Raw genomic sequence first — 19,361 nt, 5'->3', positions numbered from 1 at the left:
TAACTCCTAAGCGAATTGACGCTTTTCGCCTTCGCCGTCAACATTACTTACACAACGACCACAAATTTCAGGATGAGCAGGATTAACACCTACATCTTCACTGTAATGCCAACAACGCTCACATTTAGCAGCATCTGTTGCAGCAACACTAATGAACAAACCTTCAATTTCGGTAGCTTGTGTATCAGCTGGCTGACTATCAACTTCAGAAACATTTACGGCAGATGTTAATAATACAAAACGCAGTTCATCACCAAGCGCATTTAATTTAGCGGCAAGCTCTTTACCAGTAAATAAATTAACCGTTGCTTGAAGCGTTGCACCAATGACTTCTTCTTTACGTGCAGCTTCTAATAAGCGGTTTACTTCGTCGCGAACTGTTAAAATCTCTAACCAGTCATCGTTACTAAATTGGCTATTTGTTGGCGCTTGTAAACCATCGTACCAAACAGATGTAAATACGTAGTCACTACGCTCACCCGGTAAAGCTTCCCAAATTTCTTGTGCGGTAAAGCTCATAATAGGTGCCATCCAACGCGTCATTGCTTCTGCAATATGATAAAGCGCTGTTTGACAAGAACGACGTGCATGGCTGTCACTCTTAGCTGTGTACTGACGATCTTTAATTACGTCTAAATAGAACGAACCAAGCTCACCTGTACAAAAGTTCATTAGCTTTTGCGTTACTAATAGCATTTGGTAGCTATCGTATGCGGCTAAAATTTCGTCTTGCAACTGAGCAGCACGACCAACAATCCACTTATCAAGCTCAACCATGTCATCAATAGCCACTTGATCTGTTTTTGGATCAAAACCATTTAGGTTAGCTAGTAAGTAACGGCTCGTGTTACGAATACGGCGGTAGCGATCGGCAGAGCGCTTAAATATTTCATCCGACACAGTCATTTCTGCCGTGTAATCGGTAGAGGCAACCCATAAACGAAGAATATCGGCGCCTAGTTTATTCATCACATTTTGTGGTGAAATAACATTGCCTAGAGACTTAGACATTTTGCGGCCGTTTTCATCAACAGTAAAACCATGGGTCAATACTTGGCGGTATGGCGCATGACCATTAATAGCCACTGATGTCATCATTGATGACATAAACCAACCACGGTGTTGATCAGAACCTTCAAGGTATAAATCAGCTGGACCAACCAAGTCTTCACGTGCGTCTACAACACATGCGTGTGAAACACCTGAGTCAAACCATACATCTAGCGTATCTTGCACTTTCATGTATTGCTTGGCATCTTCTTCACCAAGTAATGTAGCAGGTTCTAAATCGTACCATGCCTGAATACCTGATTTTTCAACTAGCTGTGCCGCTTGCTCAATTAGCTCTTGAGTATTTGGATGAAGTGCACCGGTATCTTTATCAGCAAACAATGCAATTGGTACACCCCAAGTACGTTGGCGAGATATACACCAATCTGGGCGGCTTTCAACCATGTTTGAAATACGGCTTTCGCCCCACTCTGGCAACCACTGCGTGTTTTTAATTTCTTTTAAAGAATCTTGACGCAAGTTAGCCTGATCCATACTTACAAACCATTGTGGTGTAGCACGGAAAATAATGGGTGTTTTATGGCGCCAACAATGTGGGTAACTATGAGTTATAGCATGATGATGCATTAATGCACCGTGCTCTTTTAATACTTCAATTACGCTCGCATTTGCTTTAAATACATGCTGACCTGCAAAAAGTTCAGTATCTGGTAAATAAACACCATTAGCGCCAACAGGGTTAGCTACTTCAAGGTTGTAATTTAAACCAGCCACGAAATCTTCTTGACCATGTCCTGGTGCTGTATGTACAACACCGGTACCTGAGTCAGTCGTTACGTGTTCTGCAACAATCACGGGTACATCAAAATCATAAAAAGGATGGGCTACAGTTAAGTTTTCAAGTGCAGCACCTTTTACATAACCTAATACGTGAAAGTGATTAAAACCAAAGCGGTCCATTGCATCTTTAACAAGCTCAGAGCCTAAAATTAGACGTTGTTGTACGCCTTCATCTTCAACCTGCACCAATGCATATTCTAAATCGGCATGCACAGCTACTGCGCGGTTTGCTGGAAGCGTCCACGGTGTTGTTGTCCAAATAACAGTACCAACACTGCCTTCACCCTTGTGACCATCAGCCAAATCAAATGCACTTACAACAGCATCTTGATCAACAAATGTAAAACGTACATCAATCGCTGGTGATTGCTTGTCTTGGTATTCAACTTCAGCTTCTGCTAATGCAGAACCACAATCTGTACACCAATGCACAGGCTTAGCACCTTTATGCAAATGACCTTTTTCAATAATACGACCAAGTACACGAATTGCATTCGCTTCAAAGTCAAAGTTCATTGTTAAGTAAGGCTTATCCCAATCTGCAAATACGCCTAAACGTTTAAAATCAACTTTTTGACCTTCAACTTGCTTTTTAGCGTATGCACGGCATTTTTCACGAAACTCGCTCGCGGTTACTTTTACGCCCGGCTTGCCTACTTTTTTCTCAACCATTAACTCGATTGGTAAACCATGACAATCCCAACCTGGTACTAATGGTGAATCAAAGTCAGATAATGTTTTAGACTTAACAATAATGTCTTTTAATATTTTATTAACTGAGTGGCCTAAATGGATATCGCCATTTGCATACGGAGGGCCGTCATGCAAAATAAAGGTCTTTTTACCTTTCTTAGCGCTGCGAATTTGACCGTACAGGTCGTCTTCATACCATGCTTTAAGCATTTTTGGTTCACGTTGTGCCAAATTGCCACGCATTGGAAACGGTGTTTCCGGTAAGTTCAAAGTATGTTTATAGTCGCTCATTTATCCTACATTCCGTCTCTATCGGCTACCTGATTTAAACCAAAACACTGCTTAGCGGCAGCAACATCAGTTGCTATTTGCGCCGTTAATTGTGTTAATGTCTCGAATTTTTTTTCATTGCGAAGTTTTTTTATTAACTCCACATGCATAAATTGTCCGTAAATATCCTGTGCAAAATCAAAAAGGTGAACTTCTAATAATGCACGAGTTCCATTAAATGTCGGCTTATTACCTACATTTGCAACTCCAAAAATCTGTTTTCCTGCAATCGTTGCTTGCACTGCAAACACCCCGTTGACAGGACACACTTGGCGTTTTAGGGCAATATTTGCCGTTCTAAAACCGAGTTCACGTCCTCTTTTCCAGCCGTGTATAACACGCCCAGAAATAGCATAATCGTGACCAAGCATTATTTTAGCACTTGCTAAGTCACCAGATGCCAAAGCATCTCGTATTAAAGTGCTGCTTACTCTAGCATTTAATTGACGAAAACTCGCGGTGCTTTTTACGTCCATGCCCGCTTGCTTGCCCATGCTAGCAAGTAAGTCAAAGTTACCTTGGCGCTGCTTCCCAAACTTAAAATCATCGCCAACAGTGAGCGCTTTAACACCTAACTTTTTAATCAAAATATCATTAACAAATTGCTCAGCATGCATGTTTGCAAATTGCTGATTAAAGCTAATGCAAATAACTCGCTCAATACCTAAATCACGAAGCAAACGTAGCTTATCTCGTAAGCGCGTTAGCCGTGCTGGTGCATTGTTTTTAGCAAAAAATTCTTGTGGCTGGGGTTCAAATAGCATTACAGTGCTAGGCAAACTATGCGCTTTAGCATCACTAAGTAAGCCTTTTAATACTTCTGCGTGGCCTAAATGAACACCGTCAAAATTACCAATAGTTAACACACAACCAAAGTGGTGTGGGCGAATATTGTGTATACCTCTAATTAACTCCATGCCACCTAATGCCTTGTTTAGCGAGTTATTAATTACGGCTAAAAATTTATTAAAGCCGCAGAGCTGCCGATTATAATCTTTTTTTTAGTTTGATTCAGTAATTGCTACACTTTTTATCGTATTTAGTCTAACGCCCATCAAAAATAGCATTGCAAAGTAGCTAATACCTGCCAAAGCCACTAATACCATTAATAATATTACCTGCTGTGTAAAAGCCCATGTAGCCCAGTAATAGTAACTGCTCACAAACCATGTAACAGCTCCCATAACAATACTTGCAACAACACATTTTAGTGTAAAGCGCATACTCATTGATGAAAACTGATACACATTTTCTTTTTTAAGCTGCCTATACAGCAAAAACGCATTACAACTAGCCGATAGCGAAGTAGCGAGTGCTAAACCTAAATAACCAATGAAAGGAGCCAACATAATATTAAATACCATATTCAGTACTAAGGTGATAATACCAATACGCACCGGCGTTTTTGTGTCTTGACGAGCATAAAAGCCAGGAGCAAGTACTTTAATCAGCATAAAGCTTACAAGCCCTACTGAATACGCGACTACGCCTAAACTTACTGCTTTAACATGATCAACACTGTCTTCTTTAAACGCACCGTGGTCGAACAATACGGTGATAATAAGCGGGCTGATGATCATTAGACCTATCATTGCTGGTAGGCCTAAAAATATAACAAAACGCACTCCCCAGTCGAGGGTATGTTGAAAATCACTGCTTTTTTTACTGCTATGTAACTTAGAGAGCGCCGGTAAAATAACTGTCGCAATACCAATACCAAATAAGCCCAGCGGAAATTCAATTAAACGGTCTGAATAATAAAGCCATGCTATCGAGCCTGTCATCAGTAATGAAGCAATCATGGTATCAAGCAACAAATTAATTTGGCTAATAGATACGCCAAACAAAGCAGGGAGCATAAGTTTACGTACTTTTTTTACGTTTTCGTCTTGCCATGCCCAGCGCGGACGCGCCAACATTTTTGCACGGTATAAAAATGGAAGTTGAAACAATAGCTGTACAACGCCACCAATAAATACGCCAATTGCGAGAGAATAAGCCCCGACACTAAATTTATCATGTAAAAAAATTGCACATGTGATGATAGAAACATTGAGTAGAACTGGTGTAAATGCAGCAACAGCAAAACGGTTATACACGTTCATTACCGCACCACTAAGCGCAACTAAGCTTACAAAAAACAAATATGGGAATGTAAATTTAAGTAATGAGCTTGCAAGTTCAAACTTTTCGGCATTAGGTCCGCCCTGCCACCAATCTATAAACCAACCAGTGCCAAACAATGCTGCAATAACGGGTGAAGCAACAACACCTATAATAGTGACAATCAGTAAAATGGTTCCTAATGTGCCTGCGGCTTGTGCCACAAAAAGCCTGACCTTGTCGTCGCCTTGCTGCTCTTTAATTTCACTCAGCACGGGTACAAATGCTTGTGCAAAGGCGCCTTCTGCAAATAAACGACGTAAAAAATTAGGAATACGGTTAGCAAATAAAAAAACATCAGCCGCCGCACTTGCGCCTAATAAATTGGCAACGACCGCATCTCGAACGAGCCCTAAAATACGCGATATCATAGTCATACAACTAACAATCATACCGGAGCGAAATAAACCTTTTGACACCTTAAACCTACTCAAAAATCCTCAAGATAGGCGATTATGCCACAGTCTTTTTTATAAATCGCTTTAAAGCACTAGGCTGGGGGTCTGTGCTTTGTTACAATGTCGGTATTAACTGCTAAAGCGGCAAATTGATGCTCGTTATATGGTGCAGTTTTTCTTGGATTGTTAAATTTAAATTGACATCCATGATAGAAACAGGCATATTCCACGGCCTTTAATTTAAGCTTTATTTTAAGATTGTTAGGAGCAAACCTTGGCTAACATCAAGTCTGCAAAAAAACGCGCTATCACAAGCGAAAAAAACCGTCAGCACAACGCAAGCCGTCGTTCAATGATGCGCACTTACTTCAAAAAAGTAATTGTTGCTATTGAAGCGGGCGATAAAGAAGCTGCACAGCAAGCTTTTTCTGTTGCTACACCTATCCTAGACCGTTACGCAACTAAGGGTCTAATTCACAAAAACAAAGCAGCTCGTCATAAGAGCCGTATAGCAGCTAAGATTAAAGCTCTATAATTTGTTTTTGATAGAATATAAAAAACCGGCTTTTGCCGGTTTTTTTTTGTTTAAATTTTAAATGTACTTACTTTATTAGACATTTTCTAAATCTGGATAAAACTTCTTAAGCATTGCCGCTATTTTTTTAGGTGTAAATGGCTTGACTACAAACCCTTTAGCGCCTTTATCAATTGCATCCTTAACATTCTCAATACCTGAATGTGCAGATACCATAACCACATTTGCCTCTGGGCTTAATTCATTGATTTGTGCAATCAAATCTTTACCATCACCGTCTGGCAATTCAATGTCTAAAAAAATGATATTATAATTTGCAGCTTGGCACTCACTAATACATTGTGAGGCAGTAGATGCTTCCTTTACGTTATCTATCCCTAAGTGCATGAGCGTTTGGCTCAAAAAACTACGCACTGTGCTAACGTCATCTACAATTAAAATTGATAGCTGCGTATTCATCTTTATTCCTCGTAGGCTATAAGCTAACTTTAAGTTATCATAATAATTAGCTTAGTATATAAATTTACTCATTTAATTATAGAGACCTACGGAAAAAAGGCCAGATTTGCTTTATGTCTAAAACCCCAAATAAACAATCGTTGCTAGGTAAAGCACCGGCTAGAAAAAAAACAGCGCAAAAAAGAAAACCACAGCGTTCTACTCAGCGCCCTTCACCGGCAGAGTTAAATTCCAGTGCAAAGAATGATACAAGCCAAAAAACAACGCAAAAAAAAGGACTGTTTATATCACTCGCTGTCGTTGCTGTAATAATTTTAGCTTTTCCAAAACCTACCTTACTCACCTATAAAAAATTAGGGATGGTAAGTGAGAGTGTTTACTGGCCCGGATTCTTTGGCAAGGGGGCTACTTTAATTGATTCAAACCTACACCCCACCTATGATTCTAGCCGTGAGTCCCTTTATTTATGCAGTGACTTACAAAAACCGCAGAGCTGCCAAAAGTATCAAGTAATTGCTGATAATGGTTTATTTTCAGCAATCGGTAGCTACTTTTAGCATTAAAAAAACTAATCTGAAAATTTAAAATTACTTGGTTGAAAGGTGCGCAAAAGATCAACATAATGGCGCTCCTTTTTTCAACAACTGAACTATTGAAACGACCATGCTAAACGAGCTAGATTGGCTTTTAAATACTACACTACTTGCACTAGGTTTAGGTGCATTCTTTATTAACCAGATAACACTGCTGCGCGTTGCCGCCATTAGTGCGTGTGGTTTATTATTCTTATCATTTAGCTTAGATCTTATGTCGTCGAGTGTTATTTCAAATATGAGTTTAGTGTTGATCAATACTTTTTACTTGTTTAAAGTTTATACATTTGGGCAGTTTAATGTAACCCAAAGTTAACAACTTTTCCCTAGAATATTTAATAGCCCAGCATTGCTGGGCTTTTTTATTAAGAATTCAAAAATATTAAAAAGCACTTTGAACCAAGGTGAAAATTAGAACTTCAAACGACACGCCAACACTACTGTGAAAGTAGTGCTAGTGGGCTGCAAAAAAAAATGATGCGAAGAAGCACGAAAACTGAGGAATACATAGTAAGTAAAGTTAGTCCGCTACTGTTAACTCACTTTGGGTTTGTATTTTAGATGGACTATCTTCAGCGTTAGCCTGATTAAACCAAGCTGAAACACCTAGTATAATAATTGAAACAATAACTAGGCTTAATTTAACGCCACTTTGACTCGATTTCATAACACCCTCTTTATATTTTTATTAGTGAGAATACCTTTTACACTAATGAAAATTACAAATGTTAACAAGCTGTTTTTTAAACTAATTAGCTATCAGCTAATAACCTTTAGTTCTATCTACTGAATTATTGAGTGCTAAGCCCTTATTCAAACGTTCAATATTATCGGCTATTTGGTCTATAACACTATTTAAATCAGAAATCGCCGCGCAATGTGGTGTAAGCGTTATTTTGGGGCTCCCCCAGTAAGGGTGATTCAACGCTAAAGGTTCTTGATCAAATACGTCGAGTGTAGCTGCGCGTAAGCTATCGTTATTTAATGCACTTAGTAAGTCTTGTTCAACAACATGAGCACCACGTGCCACATTAATAACAACAGCATGTGAAGGTAGCTTAGCGAGCATTGAGTGATTAATAATGCCTGTCGTTGCTTGCGTAAGGGGCAATAGACATACAAGGTAGTCAACCTCAGGAAGCATACAATTAAGGCCTTCCTCGCCATAAAAAATTTCGACATTAGTTGCGCTTTTATTACTTTGCGCCCAAGCACTTACCTTAAAGCCATTATTTATAAGCTTTTGCGCGCATGCTTTACCTAATTCACCAAACCCAAGTATGCCGACATGTTTATTACTATGTGCCCGCTTTGGCTTCCATGTTTGCTGTGTTTGTTTAATGTAATACTCTTTTAAACGTAACTTTTGAGCTAACACATGTGTCAGTACATATTCCGCCATATCTTCAGCTAGTTGATTGTCAACAATGCGGACTACTTCAACACTTTCGTCGAGTAATGTTAAATCGATACTGTCTACGCCAGCACCAAATGACGACACAGCCTTTAAGTTAGGTAGCTGTGGCCACATAGATTCTGGCGCTTTCCACGCAAGTACAAAATCCACATCATGTGCGTTTTTGCAATCAGGCCATTGCTCTATCAGCTTATTTGGTAACCGCTCTTGTAACTTCGTCATTAGTTTTGTGTTGTCACGCCCAGTAATAGCAACTAATACAGACATAAATTCTCCTAACAATACACTGTTTATAAGTTTGCACTTTAAAAAGTCACACTACTGCAAAGTAACTGTCACACCCTTTTTTTAATCTTACATGTATGGCGAATTGGCCAAACGGAATATGAGGTTAATATGATAAGTGTTGATAAAGTAATTGCTGCAAACTTACCACAACTAGAGAACTCTCCTAAAGTAAAAGGTTTAGTAAAAAAAGGTCTAGGCTACTTATTGCATGAACAGGAGTTTGTTGCTTTTGGTGATGCCTACCCTCACCTACAAGGACTAGAATTTGTTGAACAAGTGCTTGATGAACTCAATTTTGATACCCGCTATAAACCTAAGCAGATAGAGCACATTCCTAACGAGGGTAAACTTGTTATCGTTGCAAATCACCCTATTGGTTCATTAGATGCTCTAGCACTTATTAAAGTACTTTCAACTGTAAGACAAGATTTAAAAGTAGTGGCAAACCGCATGTTGATGTCGGTTACCCCAATGCACTCACTTTTACTTCCCGTAGATAACTTATCAGGCATGAGCAATAAACAAGAGCTTAGTAATATACAAAACCATTTAAAAGACGAAGGTGCATTACTTATATTTCCGGCAGGAGAAGTATCGCGATTAGGGCCAACAGGTATTAAAGACTGCAAATGGAATAGTGGTTTTTTACGTATGGCAAAAAAAGCTAACTGCCCTATCTTACCTATTTATATTAAAGCCAAAAATAGTCCACTTTTTTATGGCACATCAATGATTTATAAGCCGTTGGCAAGTTTGCTCTTAGTAACAGAAATGTTTAAGCAACGCCAAAAATCTTTAGAGTTTGAGATTGGTGCCTCTATCCCTCCTGAATCTTACTTAATAGAAAACCTTAAAGATAAAGAAGTTGTAAACCTTATTCGTAAACAACTTTATAGGCTTACAACAAAAAAAGCCCTACCGCTAAAAACACAAACACCCATCGCTATTCCCGAGTGCCGGAAGGAGCTAAAAAAAGCAATTGAGCAATGCCAACTACTTGGTAAAACACAAGACGGTATGCATATTCACCTATACCAGTATGTAGGTAGCTCACCTATTTTTAGAGAGTTAGGGCGCCTGAGAGAAATCGCGTTTAGAGCGGTAGGTGAAGGTAGCGGTAAACGTCGTGATATAGATAAATACGATATGGATTACCAGCACCTTGTACTGTGGGACCCCATGCAACTAGAACTGGTAGGTGCTTATCGATTAGCCTGCGCACAAGAGATAATACAAAAGCACGGCCGCAAAGGTTTATATACTGATAGCTTATTTTCTTACACCGACGATATGGCCCCTTACCTACAACAAGGAATTGAGCTTGGTCGCAGCTTTGTGCAGCCTAAATATTGGGGACGTAAAAGCCTCGATTATTTATGGTATGGCATTGGCGCTTTTATCAAAAACTATCCACAGTACAGATACTTGTTTGGTGCTGTAAGTGTATCAAACGCTCTACCCGAGCAAGCAAAGGCCATGCTCGTTTATTATTATCAGCATTATTATAAAAGTGGCATTGAATTAGCTACGCCTAATAATGAGTTTAAGTTAACCGAGCTACAGCTAACCCAGTGTAATACTCTTTTTAGCGGCAATGACGTGAAAGAAGATTTTGTAGAGCTAAAACATGTACTAGCTAATATAGGTGCTCAAGTCCCTACTTTATTTAAACAATACACTGAACTTTGCAAACCCGGTGGAGTGCAATTTTTAAGCTTTAGTATTGATCCCGATTTCAATAATTGTATTGATGGATTGGTATTGGTCGATCTTGAAAATGTAAAAGAAAATAAAGCCAAACGTTATTTACAATAACCAATAAAAAGTGAGTCCTTATATCTATAAAGTACTCTATTTATATTTAATTATTAATAAATACTTGCTCAAGTAAAGTTGTATAAATAGCTTCAATTTTAAGTAAATCACTAATAGATACATGTTCGTTAACTTGATGAATCGTATTGTTTCGTACACCACATTCAATGACTTGAGTATGGGGGCTGGCAAAAAATCGTCCATCTGATGTCCCGCCATCTGTACTTAGTAATGGGTGACTTGATGTGTTTTTATAAATAGCCTGCTCAATATGAGTAAGTAAACTCCATCCCGTATTATGGCTTGTGTAATAAGGCTCGCATGGGCGTTCCCACTCAATCGTAAAATGCTCAGCAAACTTGTTTAGGGTCTTCATTAATTGCGTTTTAACTGCTGCGCTACTGTAACCATGGCTATAACGTACATTAAATGTGATTTCACAATGACTTGGCACTAAATTATCGACCACATTATTTATGTTAATTCCAGTCACTTGCAGTGTGGTTTTTGAGCTAGCCACATCGAGTAACCAGGTCTGTTCACTCAAGCTATTTACTATTTTTGCAGCAATATGAGCAGCATTGAGTGTGTTTTGAGGATAAGCTACATGACCTGCCTTACCAGTAACTAAAATCCGAGCTGAAAGCGCACCACGACGGCCATTCTTAACGGTGTCACCAACTTGTGCCACACTTGTTGGCTCCCCCACAATACAGCCATCTAATATAACACCTTGCTTGGCAAGCTTATTAACTATTTCTTGAGTGCCAAATTCAGCCTCTCCCTCTTCATCTGACGTGATAAGCCAGTAAAGAGTCCCTGCTTTAGCTGATTTACTATCAATTAATTTTTTTGTGGCACTCAACATAGCAGCAACACCACCTTTCATATCGGCTGCTCCTCTACCGTATATTGCACCATTTAGCACTCGCCCTTCAAAAGGAGGACTTAGCCAACCGCTACTTGTTGCTGGTACTACATCAATGTGCCCTGAAAAAGCAACACATGGGCCTTCTTTGAATTTTATGCAGGCAACTAAATTAGTTACACCATTTATAGTAAATTGCTCGCAACTTAAACCTAAATCCACCAATTTATCTGCAAGCCAATCAATTGCACCCGCTTGATTAGGGGTTACTGATTCAAAGCGAATTAGTGTTTGTAAGTGCTTTACAACTTCTTTTTGAATATCCGTTGTTTTTGATTTTTTTTCAAATGCTTCTAAAAACATGGTAAACACACTTTATTATTTAATGTGCCTTTATTAAAACGTGAGTATATGACTAAGCGATGTCAGCCTTAATACATTCATATGACTGTTAATGGAATATATATGTCAATCGTTACAAAGACAGAACGACACTAAAATTAATCTAAATCAATAAAACAATTCACAAGGTTAAAATATTTTTTAAACTTTGATCTAGAACAGGTTTTCATTTTTATTGCTCGGTAATAATAGCGCCAATTAAACAGTAGTTCTTGGAGAACAACATGAAAACCCAAATTAGCATCGCATTATTAACCTCTTTATTAGCAATCTCTCCAGCTGCACACGCTAACTTTAGCGTAAATGTTGGCGCTATTAACGTAAATCCAGATAACAGTAGCTCAGCAATTAATGAGGCGCCGACACTGGGTCTTAAAGGTGATTCAGATACCCAACTAGGTATCACAGTAGATTATGCTTTTAACGATCAATGGGTGTTGGAACTGATAGCAGCAACACCGTTTTCACACGATGTGAATGGTGCCGGAGGCTTAGCTGGCAACAAAATTGCTGATATAAAACAACTTCCGCCGTCTTTAGTTGCGCAATATCACTTTTTAGATACCAGCTATGCGCTAAGACCTTTTATAGGCGTAGGCATAAACTACACTGCATTTTTTGATGAGCAACCTTCTCAAGCACTTAAAGCGACGCTGGGAACAGATGATGTAGAAGTAAAGCTAGATGATTCGTTTGGCTTTATGGCTCAGGTAGGTGCTAACTATAAAATTGATAAAAACTGGGGTTTACACGCTATGGTATCAATTATGGATATTGATACCGATGCCACTGTTTATGCAAATGGTGCAAAAGCACTTACATCAACTGTTGAGCTTGACCCCGTTGTTGCTATGTTCGGTGTTAGATACAGCTTTTAAAGCATATAAAAATAGTACGTAGTTAACCAATTACAATGTGTGTTAAAAGGCCGAAAGGCCTTTTTTTCATTTGGAGAGTATTAATTACCTTGGTAAGTTACTTAACTTTTTCTGCTCTAGCATTTCTTTCCAGTGCATTACTTCACTTGGCAATATAGGTGTTTGCCCATCAAAACCAGCAACCTCAAGCATTTCTTCAATACTTATAATACCCTTTTTACTTTTAAATACACCGCGTACATAAGCAATAGCATGTAGGCCTCGTTCTGAGTGAAACTTTTGCTCAATATAAAAGTATTTATGATCCCAGCCCACTAACTTGGTGCTTATTGTATATCGCTGCATAGGTTTAATATCGCGGATATAAGTTATGGCTGTTGCGTTAACAATGGGAAACCAACGACGCTTCATTATTTGCTTTAATAAGCCAACTCGTTCCGTCATCCAAGTTCGAGATAAGTCCATCATCGCAAGGTAACGTGAGTTTGTTAAATGTAAATTAATGTCACAATCAGTAGGTAAAGCTTTGTAATCAATATCTACCGTATCAAGTAAATTTTGATATTGCTTGTTACGTTTAATTTTAAAAAACAATAATAAAAGTCGAATATATAAGTTCACAAAAAAGGTCTTACCAGTTAAATTTATTCGAGTGTAGCATAGCCTCTTGCGAAGACGAATATTCTACTTTAATCTTAAATCATTATTATAATAAAAAGATAACTCATGAAATCAAAACGAAAAATTATCACTGCGCTAGCTTTATTAATACCTAGTTATAGTGCGTTTGCCGACTTTTCATTACCAGGTAAAGGCTCTGTTACTTACCCTACCGGTGTAGTTAAAGAGTTTAAATTTGGTTTTGAATGGCAACAAAAAGCTGAAAAATTCATTATTGGCTCTAAAAGTTACAATATGGAGCAGATCCCTAGTTCTTATTCAGTTGCTATAACGCTTTCAAAAGATGACAGCCAAGTATGGGTGCAAGAATTTAATAATGGGTTTATTAAAGAATTTGAATGGCAAATTGGCGAACATAGGATCACTTTAAAAAAGCAGCAATTTAGCGACCCCGTAAAAGGCGATTATGTTATTGAACTTAATGGCCGTAGCTATTTTTTCACTCGTAATAACGCCAGTATTGTAATGAACTTTAATGAAGAAGGTATTGAGACGATTGCAATTGATGGGGTTACAAAAAATATGGGGACTAAAAATTAGTCCCCATATTTTAATGTCTTTATGTTAATTACACTTTTACTGTTTTTCGGTTAATACCGTAATCACGTAACTTGTTAGCTACAGCGGTGTGACTTAGGCCCAATCGCTTAGCTAACTGGCGTGAGCTCGGATAAGCTGGGTAGAGTTTACGAAGTAAGGTCGCTTCAAAACGTTTAACCGCTTGATCTAACGAACCTTCAAAATCAGACTCTAAATACCCTAAATCGTGAGTAAAAGTGGGTAACTGTAAATGCTCTACGCGAAGCTCGCTATCATCTAGTAACGACACTGCACGGTAAATTGCATTTTCAAGCTGGCGAACATTTCCTGGCCACGGATACTCTTGTAAAAAGCTCAAACACTCTTGTGATAAAACAGGAATTGCATGACCATTTTGTTGCGCATATTTTTGAATAAAATGTTCTGCAAGTGGTCCTACATCTGCTTTTCTATCTCTTAGTGGCGCTATTTCTAAAGTAAGCACGTTTATACGGTAATATAAGTCTTCTCTAAAAACCCCTTCTTGTACCATTGCAGGTAAGTCTTTTTGAGTAGCAGCAACAATACGTACATTTACTTTAACTTCGTTCTCATCGCCTACTTTTCTAAACGTACCATCTTGTAAAAAACGCAGTAACTTAGTTTGTAGTTGAGTCGACATTTCGCCAACTTCATCTAAAAATACAGTTCCACCATCGGCTTGCTCTAATACACCGCGCTTTGGCGCTGCATTTTCTTCGTACCCGGCATAACCAAATAATTCAGACTCAGCAACATCATCAGGAAGAGAAGCACACGACAGAGCAATAAAAGGTTTAACAGAACGATTAGATGCGTAATGGCACGCTCTAGCTAATAACTCTTTACCTGTTCCTGTTTCACCAGTAATCAAAATAGGGGCTTCTAGTTGCGCCATTTTTCGGGCTTCGCGCACAACTCGGCGCATTGCCGTACTAAAGTTATGAATAGTGGCAAAGCTTTCTTGCCCGTAACGTCTAAACGCACTGACTTGCTGCCCTAAGCGACTTTGCGATTTAATATTAATAACCGCACCAGCAAGCACATCACCTTCACTGCCTTGAGGAACTGCAATTGGCAAAATGTCTGCAATAAAATCCTCACCAGCAACTTCAACTCGAGTGGTTTGTCCGAGTACTTCTTTACCTTCTAACCAGCGTGTAAAGTTAAAGCCTTTAAGCAGGTTATTAATATTTGCACCAATCACGTCTTTTTCAATTAGCTGTAAGTCTTTACATGCTGCATCATTACATAAACGTACCCAACCTTTGGCATCAATAGAGATAACACCATCAGGCAATGCACGTAGTAAAGTATTTAATTCGTTGTGTTCACGCTCAGATGGTAAGAATGCAGTGGTACGCACATCATGTACACCGTCGATTAAACGTATCGATGGCATAATTTTTTGGAATTGTTCAAATTCAATTTCGGGAAAACTAACGTACATACGACAATTTACAGAATCGACCTCAATTCCTTTTAAATCAACGCTGTAGTTAACTAATATATTAAGGATTTCTTGAGCAATACCAATTCGATCAGCACAGTGAATATCTAGACGCATACATCCTCAAAGAAGGAAAAACTATATTAGCCGAATAATACGCTAAGTCGCTTTGAGAAGGTAGTTTATTGTAAACATTTTTGGACAAAACAGCTTTTAAAGCCAAAGGGTGGGATTGTAATTAAACGAAGAAAAACAGCACTGATATTTATAATTAACTATACCAGTGCTGTTTATTAATTCTTATTATGAGACTACTTACCTTGTGGATAAGCTGACCAATCACCACCATCTAATTGTATAAATGGTCGTTGATTAACGTACATCATTATTGTGCCTTCATTTTCAGCAACTTTAGGTGCTTTAGGTAGGTTTTCAAGTAAATTAGCAACACTGTTATTCCCACCAAACACATCAGTTTGCAGCGCTTTACTTACCAGCTCTGAAAGCGCAAAGTAACTTGTTGAATCATCAACCACAATTTGCGAATAATTTTGTACGTCTGGGCCTATAAATTTAATCGCTACAGGTACAGACACAATTGCAGGACTAGGGATTTCACGTAAACCTGCAAATTGTACCTTATCACCTTTTAAATTAGCGCCATGCTCAGGCACTATCATCAACATCACATTGCGGCCGCGCTTTTCTAATTTTTTTACAAACTGGTTAATATCAGCAAACAAGTTTTTATGCCTGATTGGGTATGTCTCTTTACTATTCACCCTTGGTTGATTCTCTAGCTGATTACCGTCATGTAAACTTGTGGTGTTGTAGTACATTGCACAGGGTTTACAGTCCTCAGATTGCTCTAACCAACCATCCAGCACAGCTTCATCAGAGTATATAGGGCTATTATCAAATCCTCGAAGCGCCACTGGCATTGAATCAATATTAAATGGTGGGCTATCTAAGCCTCCGTACTTATTTATTAAGCCTTTAAACTCATCAAAATGTCCATCGTGATTCATCACAACGTTATTTTGATAACCTAGTTTCTCTAGGTTTTTAAATAAGTGGCATTGTTCAGGTGCCTCTTTAAATAATGCTGTTTGACTAGTTTGCCCACAACTGGCGCGCAGTAACCTTACCGCAGCCGGTCCGCTGTATGATGTAGCCGAGTTAAAGTCTGAAAACACTACATCAAAATCTTTATACATATCAGTAACACTTACACCAATGGCATTTAAATCAGCAACAGCCATTGAGCATATGTTCAAAATGATAACATCAAACAGTTCACCATTTACCTGGCTTGGAAAGTGACTCATTAATAAGCTTTGTTGTTGATAAAAATCAGCTAGTTTTTGATCAGGAGATTGTGATGCCTGAGTGATCACTTGTGTTTGGGGAGTACTTTGATTTTGTGTAACCGGCTCAGGATTAGCGACATTATTAACGAATTGTGTTTGAGAGTTATCTCCTTGCCATCCTACAACTAAAAGCCCAACAATAGTGACTGTTGTAAAACGTATCCATTGCGATGTGTACCAAAAACACACACTAATTACGAACAAAGCTAATAACATATCAATATTAATAACACGGCTTAATAACTCAATAAAGTAACCAAAACTAAAATCTTGAACGTTACCAGCTTGTTTAGTCAACCTGTTTATTGGCGGCAACCATGAGTCTTGGTAAAGTAATACAACTGCAAATACACCACCTAATAGATGTTTAACTTTTTCTATTAATGGTTTTTTAAATTTAATCGCAAGCAATGCAGCAAAAGCCGCATTGGTAAGTACGTTAAAATCAATTGCACCGTAATAAAACAGAGCAAACTTAACTAAAAAATAAAGGTTCCAAACCCCTAAACCTGATAATTTCACTTCTTATCCTTTTTTACTGTATTTGGTGTATAAGGCTCTAGTACTTCATGTTTAAAAGTAAGCTTATAATAATATTTTGTTATTTGAGATAAAATGTATTTGCCTAGTACACAAAGCACCGCACCAAGCACCATAGCAAGAAACACGGTAATTAGAAGCTGATTCATACTCATAAGTTATCTCTTAATTTCATTATGAAAGGCTTAGCATCTGGACGGCTTTTGTTAGAAAACTCTGGTGTTTTAATATTTTCAGTAACGCTGTTTGCTATATCAGGTGCAAATTTATAGCTATCATTCTCGGCAAGTTTTTGCGAGAAATCTACAACACTCTTACCTTTATAAAAACGCCTTAATTGTTTACATTCTTGCTGGATGTAAAAATGATCAGAAATTACATTTTGCTGTACAAAAAAATCGCTTGTTTTTAATTTAAACAAATGCTTAATCGCATTATCAACGTCATTCTCTCTACAAGCATGCAAATATAAATAAACTGTATTATCTGCAATACTAAATACATCACCTTCGCGTTTAATATGAAATAAATGCAAAGGGTGTATTGGGTCAATCCTTGGCAGTAGTTCTAACTTAACTAGCACACCACTTACGCCTAAGTTGACAGCTGAATCACTATGAACTTCTACTTGTTTTGTAAACTCAATGAAAGGTAGGTAACCTTTCGAAAAAGTGTTCTCGGTGTATTTTAAAACATCTTCAACAGAGGGAGGTAAAGGTCTTGAAAACTGAAAACCTTGAATAGATTGAATTTGTGAGAGCAACCTAGAAGGCTCTGAAAAGCTATACAAGATAAGGTTTACACCCAAGGTTAAAAATAAACACTCATCTTGATGGCGAATAACACCATCTACATTTTGAATAACAAGTTTTAACCAGCGCCCACAGTTTTTTCTGAGCTCAAAACATTGCTTACCTAACTGTGCTAAATCTGTGTAGCGCGTAACTGCAAAAATTAATGTGGCTGCTTCTACTTTTGGACCTTTATTAAATAGGTCATTATTATCTTTCACACTTTTATAGTGCATTGGTAATTTAGTACCTTCAGGTACAGCACTTTTCACGAGCCAAACGTCATCTTCATCGGAAAAGTCTGAACTTTTAGGTGCTTTGCTCTCGTTTATTATTCCCTTTTGAACAACAAACTGATTATTACTTAATAATAACGGGTAATGTTCACCAGCAATAACGCCCGTGCTATGGCGCCAATAATCATATTCAAGAACTCGCATTGCAGAATCATTATCAACAAAAACCAGTCCATCAAATACATTATTTAATCGTCTAATTAAAAAGCGGTAATTAGCAATATCAGGCCCAGATATTAAAAATAGTAATGTAGCCCCGGTACGACGGACAAAATCGTTGTACTCATTCATCATCAGTTTTAAGCTTTTTTCGCCAACACTGTTTAACTGTGTTGTATTAAAATGAACAAAAATAAGCGCTTCGTTTAGACGTTTATAAGCACTTATCTCTTTTATAATACCTGAATTGATTCGCTCAGTTGAATAGTGTTGTGTTTCTGGGGCCAACGAAAAAGGATGTACTCGATTATGTTCATAAGCATAATTCAACGATGCAGAAAAAGAAGAATCAAAAAATGATTCAGCCTCTTGAGAAACTATATATATATCATTAGCCAAACTTTGGTTAATTGAATGTAACGCTAATTCGATTGCAAAATTGTCTAAAGGGGCTAAAACAGCATAACTTGAAGCCGATTTTAACTCTTTTGCAGCAGGCTCTAATCCCGCTATGTTAAAGTTATGCACTTAAAATGCCCTATAAAAAATACTTTTTTACTAGTTTTAACCGTTATTCTATATATAATAGCCAAATATTGTCCACTTTTAATCAAAATAATTAAAGTAACTGTAAAGGTAATGATGAATAGCTTAACGTCTAAAAACTCACAAACGTTAACATCGAGTGACATAGAAAACCTTGCGCTGCGCTTCGGTGGTAAGAGTGATGACTACATAGAAATTGTAAACAAACAGCAAAATAATAATACAATTAATAAGTATGCATTACTTAAAGAAATAAACAACGAACTAAATACGTAAGCTA

General features: G+C 37.9%; 18 protein-coding genes. 7 read left to right on the top strand and 11 right to left on the bottom strand.

Going from position 1 to position 19,361, the window contains the following annotated elements:
- Positions 1–6 precede the first annotated feature (6 nt).
- The 3 genes from ileS to murJ form a co-directional block, all read right to left on the bottom strand.
- Entirely contained in the window at positions 7–2,835 is a 2,829-nt protein-coding gene (gene ileS / locus I6E80_RS09650) for an isoleucine--tRNA ligase (protein ID WP_170072082.1), read from the bottom strand.
- Positions 2,836–2,840: 5 nt separating this feature from the next.
- Positions 2,841–3,791 carry a bifunctional riboflavin kinase/FAD synthetase gene (gene ribF, locus I6E80_RS09645; RefSeq protein WP_076925461.1) on the bottom strand — a complete coding sequence of 317 codons (951 nt, stop codon included), beginning with the start codon at positions 3,789–3,791 and terminating at the stop codon, positions 2,841–2,843.
- Positions 3,792–3,875: 84 nt separating this feature from the next.
- Positions 3,876–5,456: a murein biosynthesis integral membrane protein MurJ gene (gene murJ / locus I6E80_RS09640; protein ID WP_331459335.1), complete on the bottom strand. Its 1,581-nt coding sequence runs from the start codon at positions 5,454–5,456 to the stop codon at positions 3,876–3,878.
- 253 nt (positions 5,457–5,709) lie between these two features.
- Between murJ and rpsT the strand changes: the two genes are divergently transcribed.
- Positions 5,710–5,970, top strand: a complete 261-nt coding sequence (gene rpsT, locus I6E80_RS09635; RefSeq protein ID WP_002958225.1) for a 30S ribosomal protein S20 — start codon at positions 5,710–5,712, stop codon at positions 5,968–5,970.
- Between the two features lie 75 nt (positions 5,971–6,045).
- Here the strand turns inward: rpsT and I6E80_RS09630 are convergent, their stop codons facing one another.
- A complete protein-coding gene (locus I6E80_RS09630) occupies positions 6,046–6,429 on the bottom strand; it encodes a response regulator (protein ID WP_197185435.1) in 384 nt (127 codons plus the stop codon).
- A 113-nt stretch (positions 6,430–6,542) separates the two neighbouring features.
- Between I6E80_RS09630 and I6E80_RS09625 the strand changes: the two genes are divergently transcribed.
- Together I6E80_RS09625 and I6E80_RS09620 are read left to right on the top strand one after the other, a co-directional pair.
- Positions 6,543–6,986, top strand: a complete 444-nt coding sequence (locus I6E80_RS09625) for a hypothetical protein (protein ID WP_170072081.1) — start codon at positions 6,543–6,545, stop codon at positions 6,984–6,986.
- A gap of 106 nt (positions 6,987–7,092) precedes the next feature.
- On the top strand, positions 7,093–7,338 hold the full coding sequence (locus tag I6E80_RS09620) for a hypothetical protein (protein WP_002958222.1): 246 nt from the start codon (positions 7,093–7,095) through the stop codon (positions 7,336–7,338).
- A 204-nt stretch (positions 7,339–7,542) separates the two neighbouring features.
- Here I6E80_RS09620 and I6E80_RS09615 read toward each other — a convergent pair whose 3' ends face one another.
- Both I6E80_RS09615 and I6E80_RS09610 read right to left on the bottom strand, forming a co-directional pair.
- Positions 7,543–7,689: a hypothetical protein gene (locus I6E80_RS09615; RefSeq protein WP_170072080.1), complete on the bottom strand. Its 147-nt coding sequence runs from the start codon at positions 7,687–7,689 to the stop codon at positions 7,543–7,545.
- Between the two features lie 96 nt (positions 7,690–7,785).
- Positions 7,786–8,706, bottom strand: coding sequence for a glyoxylate/hydroxypyruvate reductase A (locus I6E80_RS09610; protein ID WP_197185434.1), 921 nt, complete (start codon positions 8,704–8,706; stop codon positions 7,786–7,788).
- A 129-nt stretch (positions 8,707–8,835) separates the two neighbouring features.
- On the opposite strand from I6E80_RS09610, the gene I6E80_RS09605 reads away from it, so the two are divergent.
- Complete coding sequence (locus I6E80_RS09605) at positions 8,836–10,542, top strand: lysophospholipid acyltransferase family protein (protein WP_170072078.1); 1,707 nt, start codon at positions 8,836–8,838, stop codon at positions 10,540–10,542.
- 46 nt (positions 10,543–10,588) lie between these two features.
- Here I6E80_RS09605 and dapE read toward each other — a convergent pair whose 3' ends face one another.
- Positions 10,589–11,773 carry a succinyl-diaminopimelate desuccinylase gene (gene dapE / locus I6E80_RS09600; protein WP_197185433.1) on the bottom strand — a complete coding sequence of 395 codons (1,185 nt, stop codon included), beginning with the start codon at positions 11,771–11,773 and terminating at the stop codon, positions 10,589–10,591.
- A 263-nt stretch (positions 11,774–12,036) separates the two neighbouring features.
- Here dapE and I6E80_RS09595 point away from each other — a divergent pair, with 263 nt between their 5' ends.
- Positions 12,037–12,690, top strand: a complete 654-nt coding sequence (locus tag I6E80_RS09595; RefSeq protein WP_197185432.1) for an OmpW family protein — start codon at positions 12,037–12,039, stop codon at positions 12,688–12,690.
- 84 nt (positions 12,691–12,774) lie between these two features.
- Here I6E80_RS09595 and I6E80_RS09590 read toward each other — a convergent pair whose 3' ends face one another.
- Positions 12,775–13,311: a thioesterase family protein gene (locus I6E80_RS09590; RefSeq protein WP_024603739.1), complete on the bottom strand. Its 537-nt coding sequence runs from the start codon at positions 13,309–13,311 to the stop codon at positions 12,775–12,777.
- Positions 13,312–13,416: 105 nt separating this feature from the next.
- Here I6E80_RS09590 and I6E80_RS09585 point away from each other — a divergent pair, with 105 nt between their 5' ends.
- Positions 13,417–13,911 carry a hypothetical protein gene (locus I6E80_RS09585; RefSeq protein WP_165744524.1) on the top strand — a complete coding sequence of 165 codons (495 nt, stop codon included), beginning with the start codon at positions 13,417–13,419 and terminating at the stop codon, positions 13,909–13,911.
- 28 nt (positions 13,912–13,939) lie between these two features.
- Here I6E80_RS09585 and tyrR read toward each other — a convergent pair whose 3' ends face one another.
- From tyrR to bcsE, 3 genes are all read right to left on the bottom strand, one after another.
- Entirely contained in the window at positions 13,940–15,496 is a 1,557-nt protein-coding gene (tyrR, locus tag I6E80_RS09580; protein WP_010555118.1) for a transcriptional regulator TyrR, read from the bottom strand.
- Positions 15,497–15,690: 194 nt separating this feature from the next.
- Positions 15,691–17,271 (bottom strand): cellulose biosynthesis protein BcsG, encoded by a 1,581-nt coding sequence (gene bcsG / locus I6E80_RS09575; RefSeq protein WP_197185431.1) that lies wholly within the window; start codon positions 17,269–17,271, stop codon positions 15,691–15,693.
- A gap of 169 nt (positions 17,272–17,440) precedes the next feature.
- Positions 17,441–19,063 (bottom strand): cellulose biosynthesis protein BcsE, encoded by a 1,623-nt coding sequence (bcsE, locus tag I6E80_RS09570; protein WP_197185430.1) that lies wholly within the window; start codon positions 19,061–19,063, stop codon positions 17,441–17,443.
- Positions 19,064–19,177: 114 nt separating this feature from the next.
- On the opposite strand from bcsE, the gene bcsR reads away from it, so the two are divergent.
- Entirely contained in the window at positions 19,178–19,357 is a 180-nt protein-coding gene (bcsR, locus tag I6E80_RS09565) for a BcsR/BcsP family cellulose biosynthesis protein (protein WP_170072212.1), read from the top strand.
- Positions 19,358–19,361: the final 4 nt, after the last annotated feature.

The sequence above is a fragment of the Pseudoalteromonas sp. NSLLW218 genome (assembly GCF_015864775.1).
In the GTDB taxonomy this organism is placed as follows: Bacteria; Pseudomonadota; Gammaproteobacteria; order Enterobacterales; family Alteromonadaceae; genus Pseudoalteromonas.
Note: the sequence above shows the minus strand (reverse complement) of the source record. Positions and strands in the feature narration are given on the sequence as shown.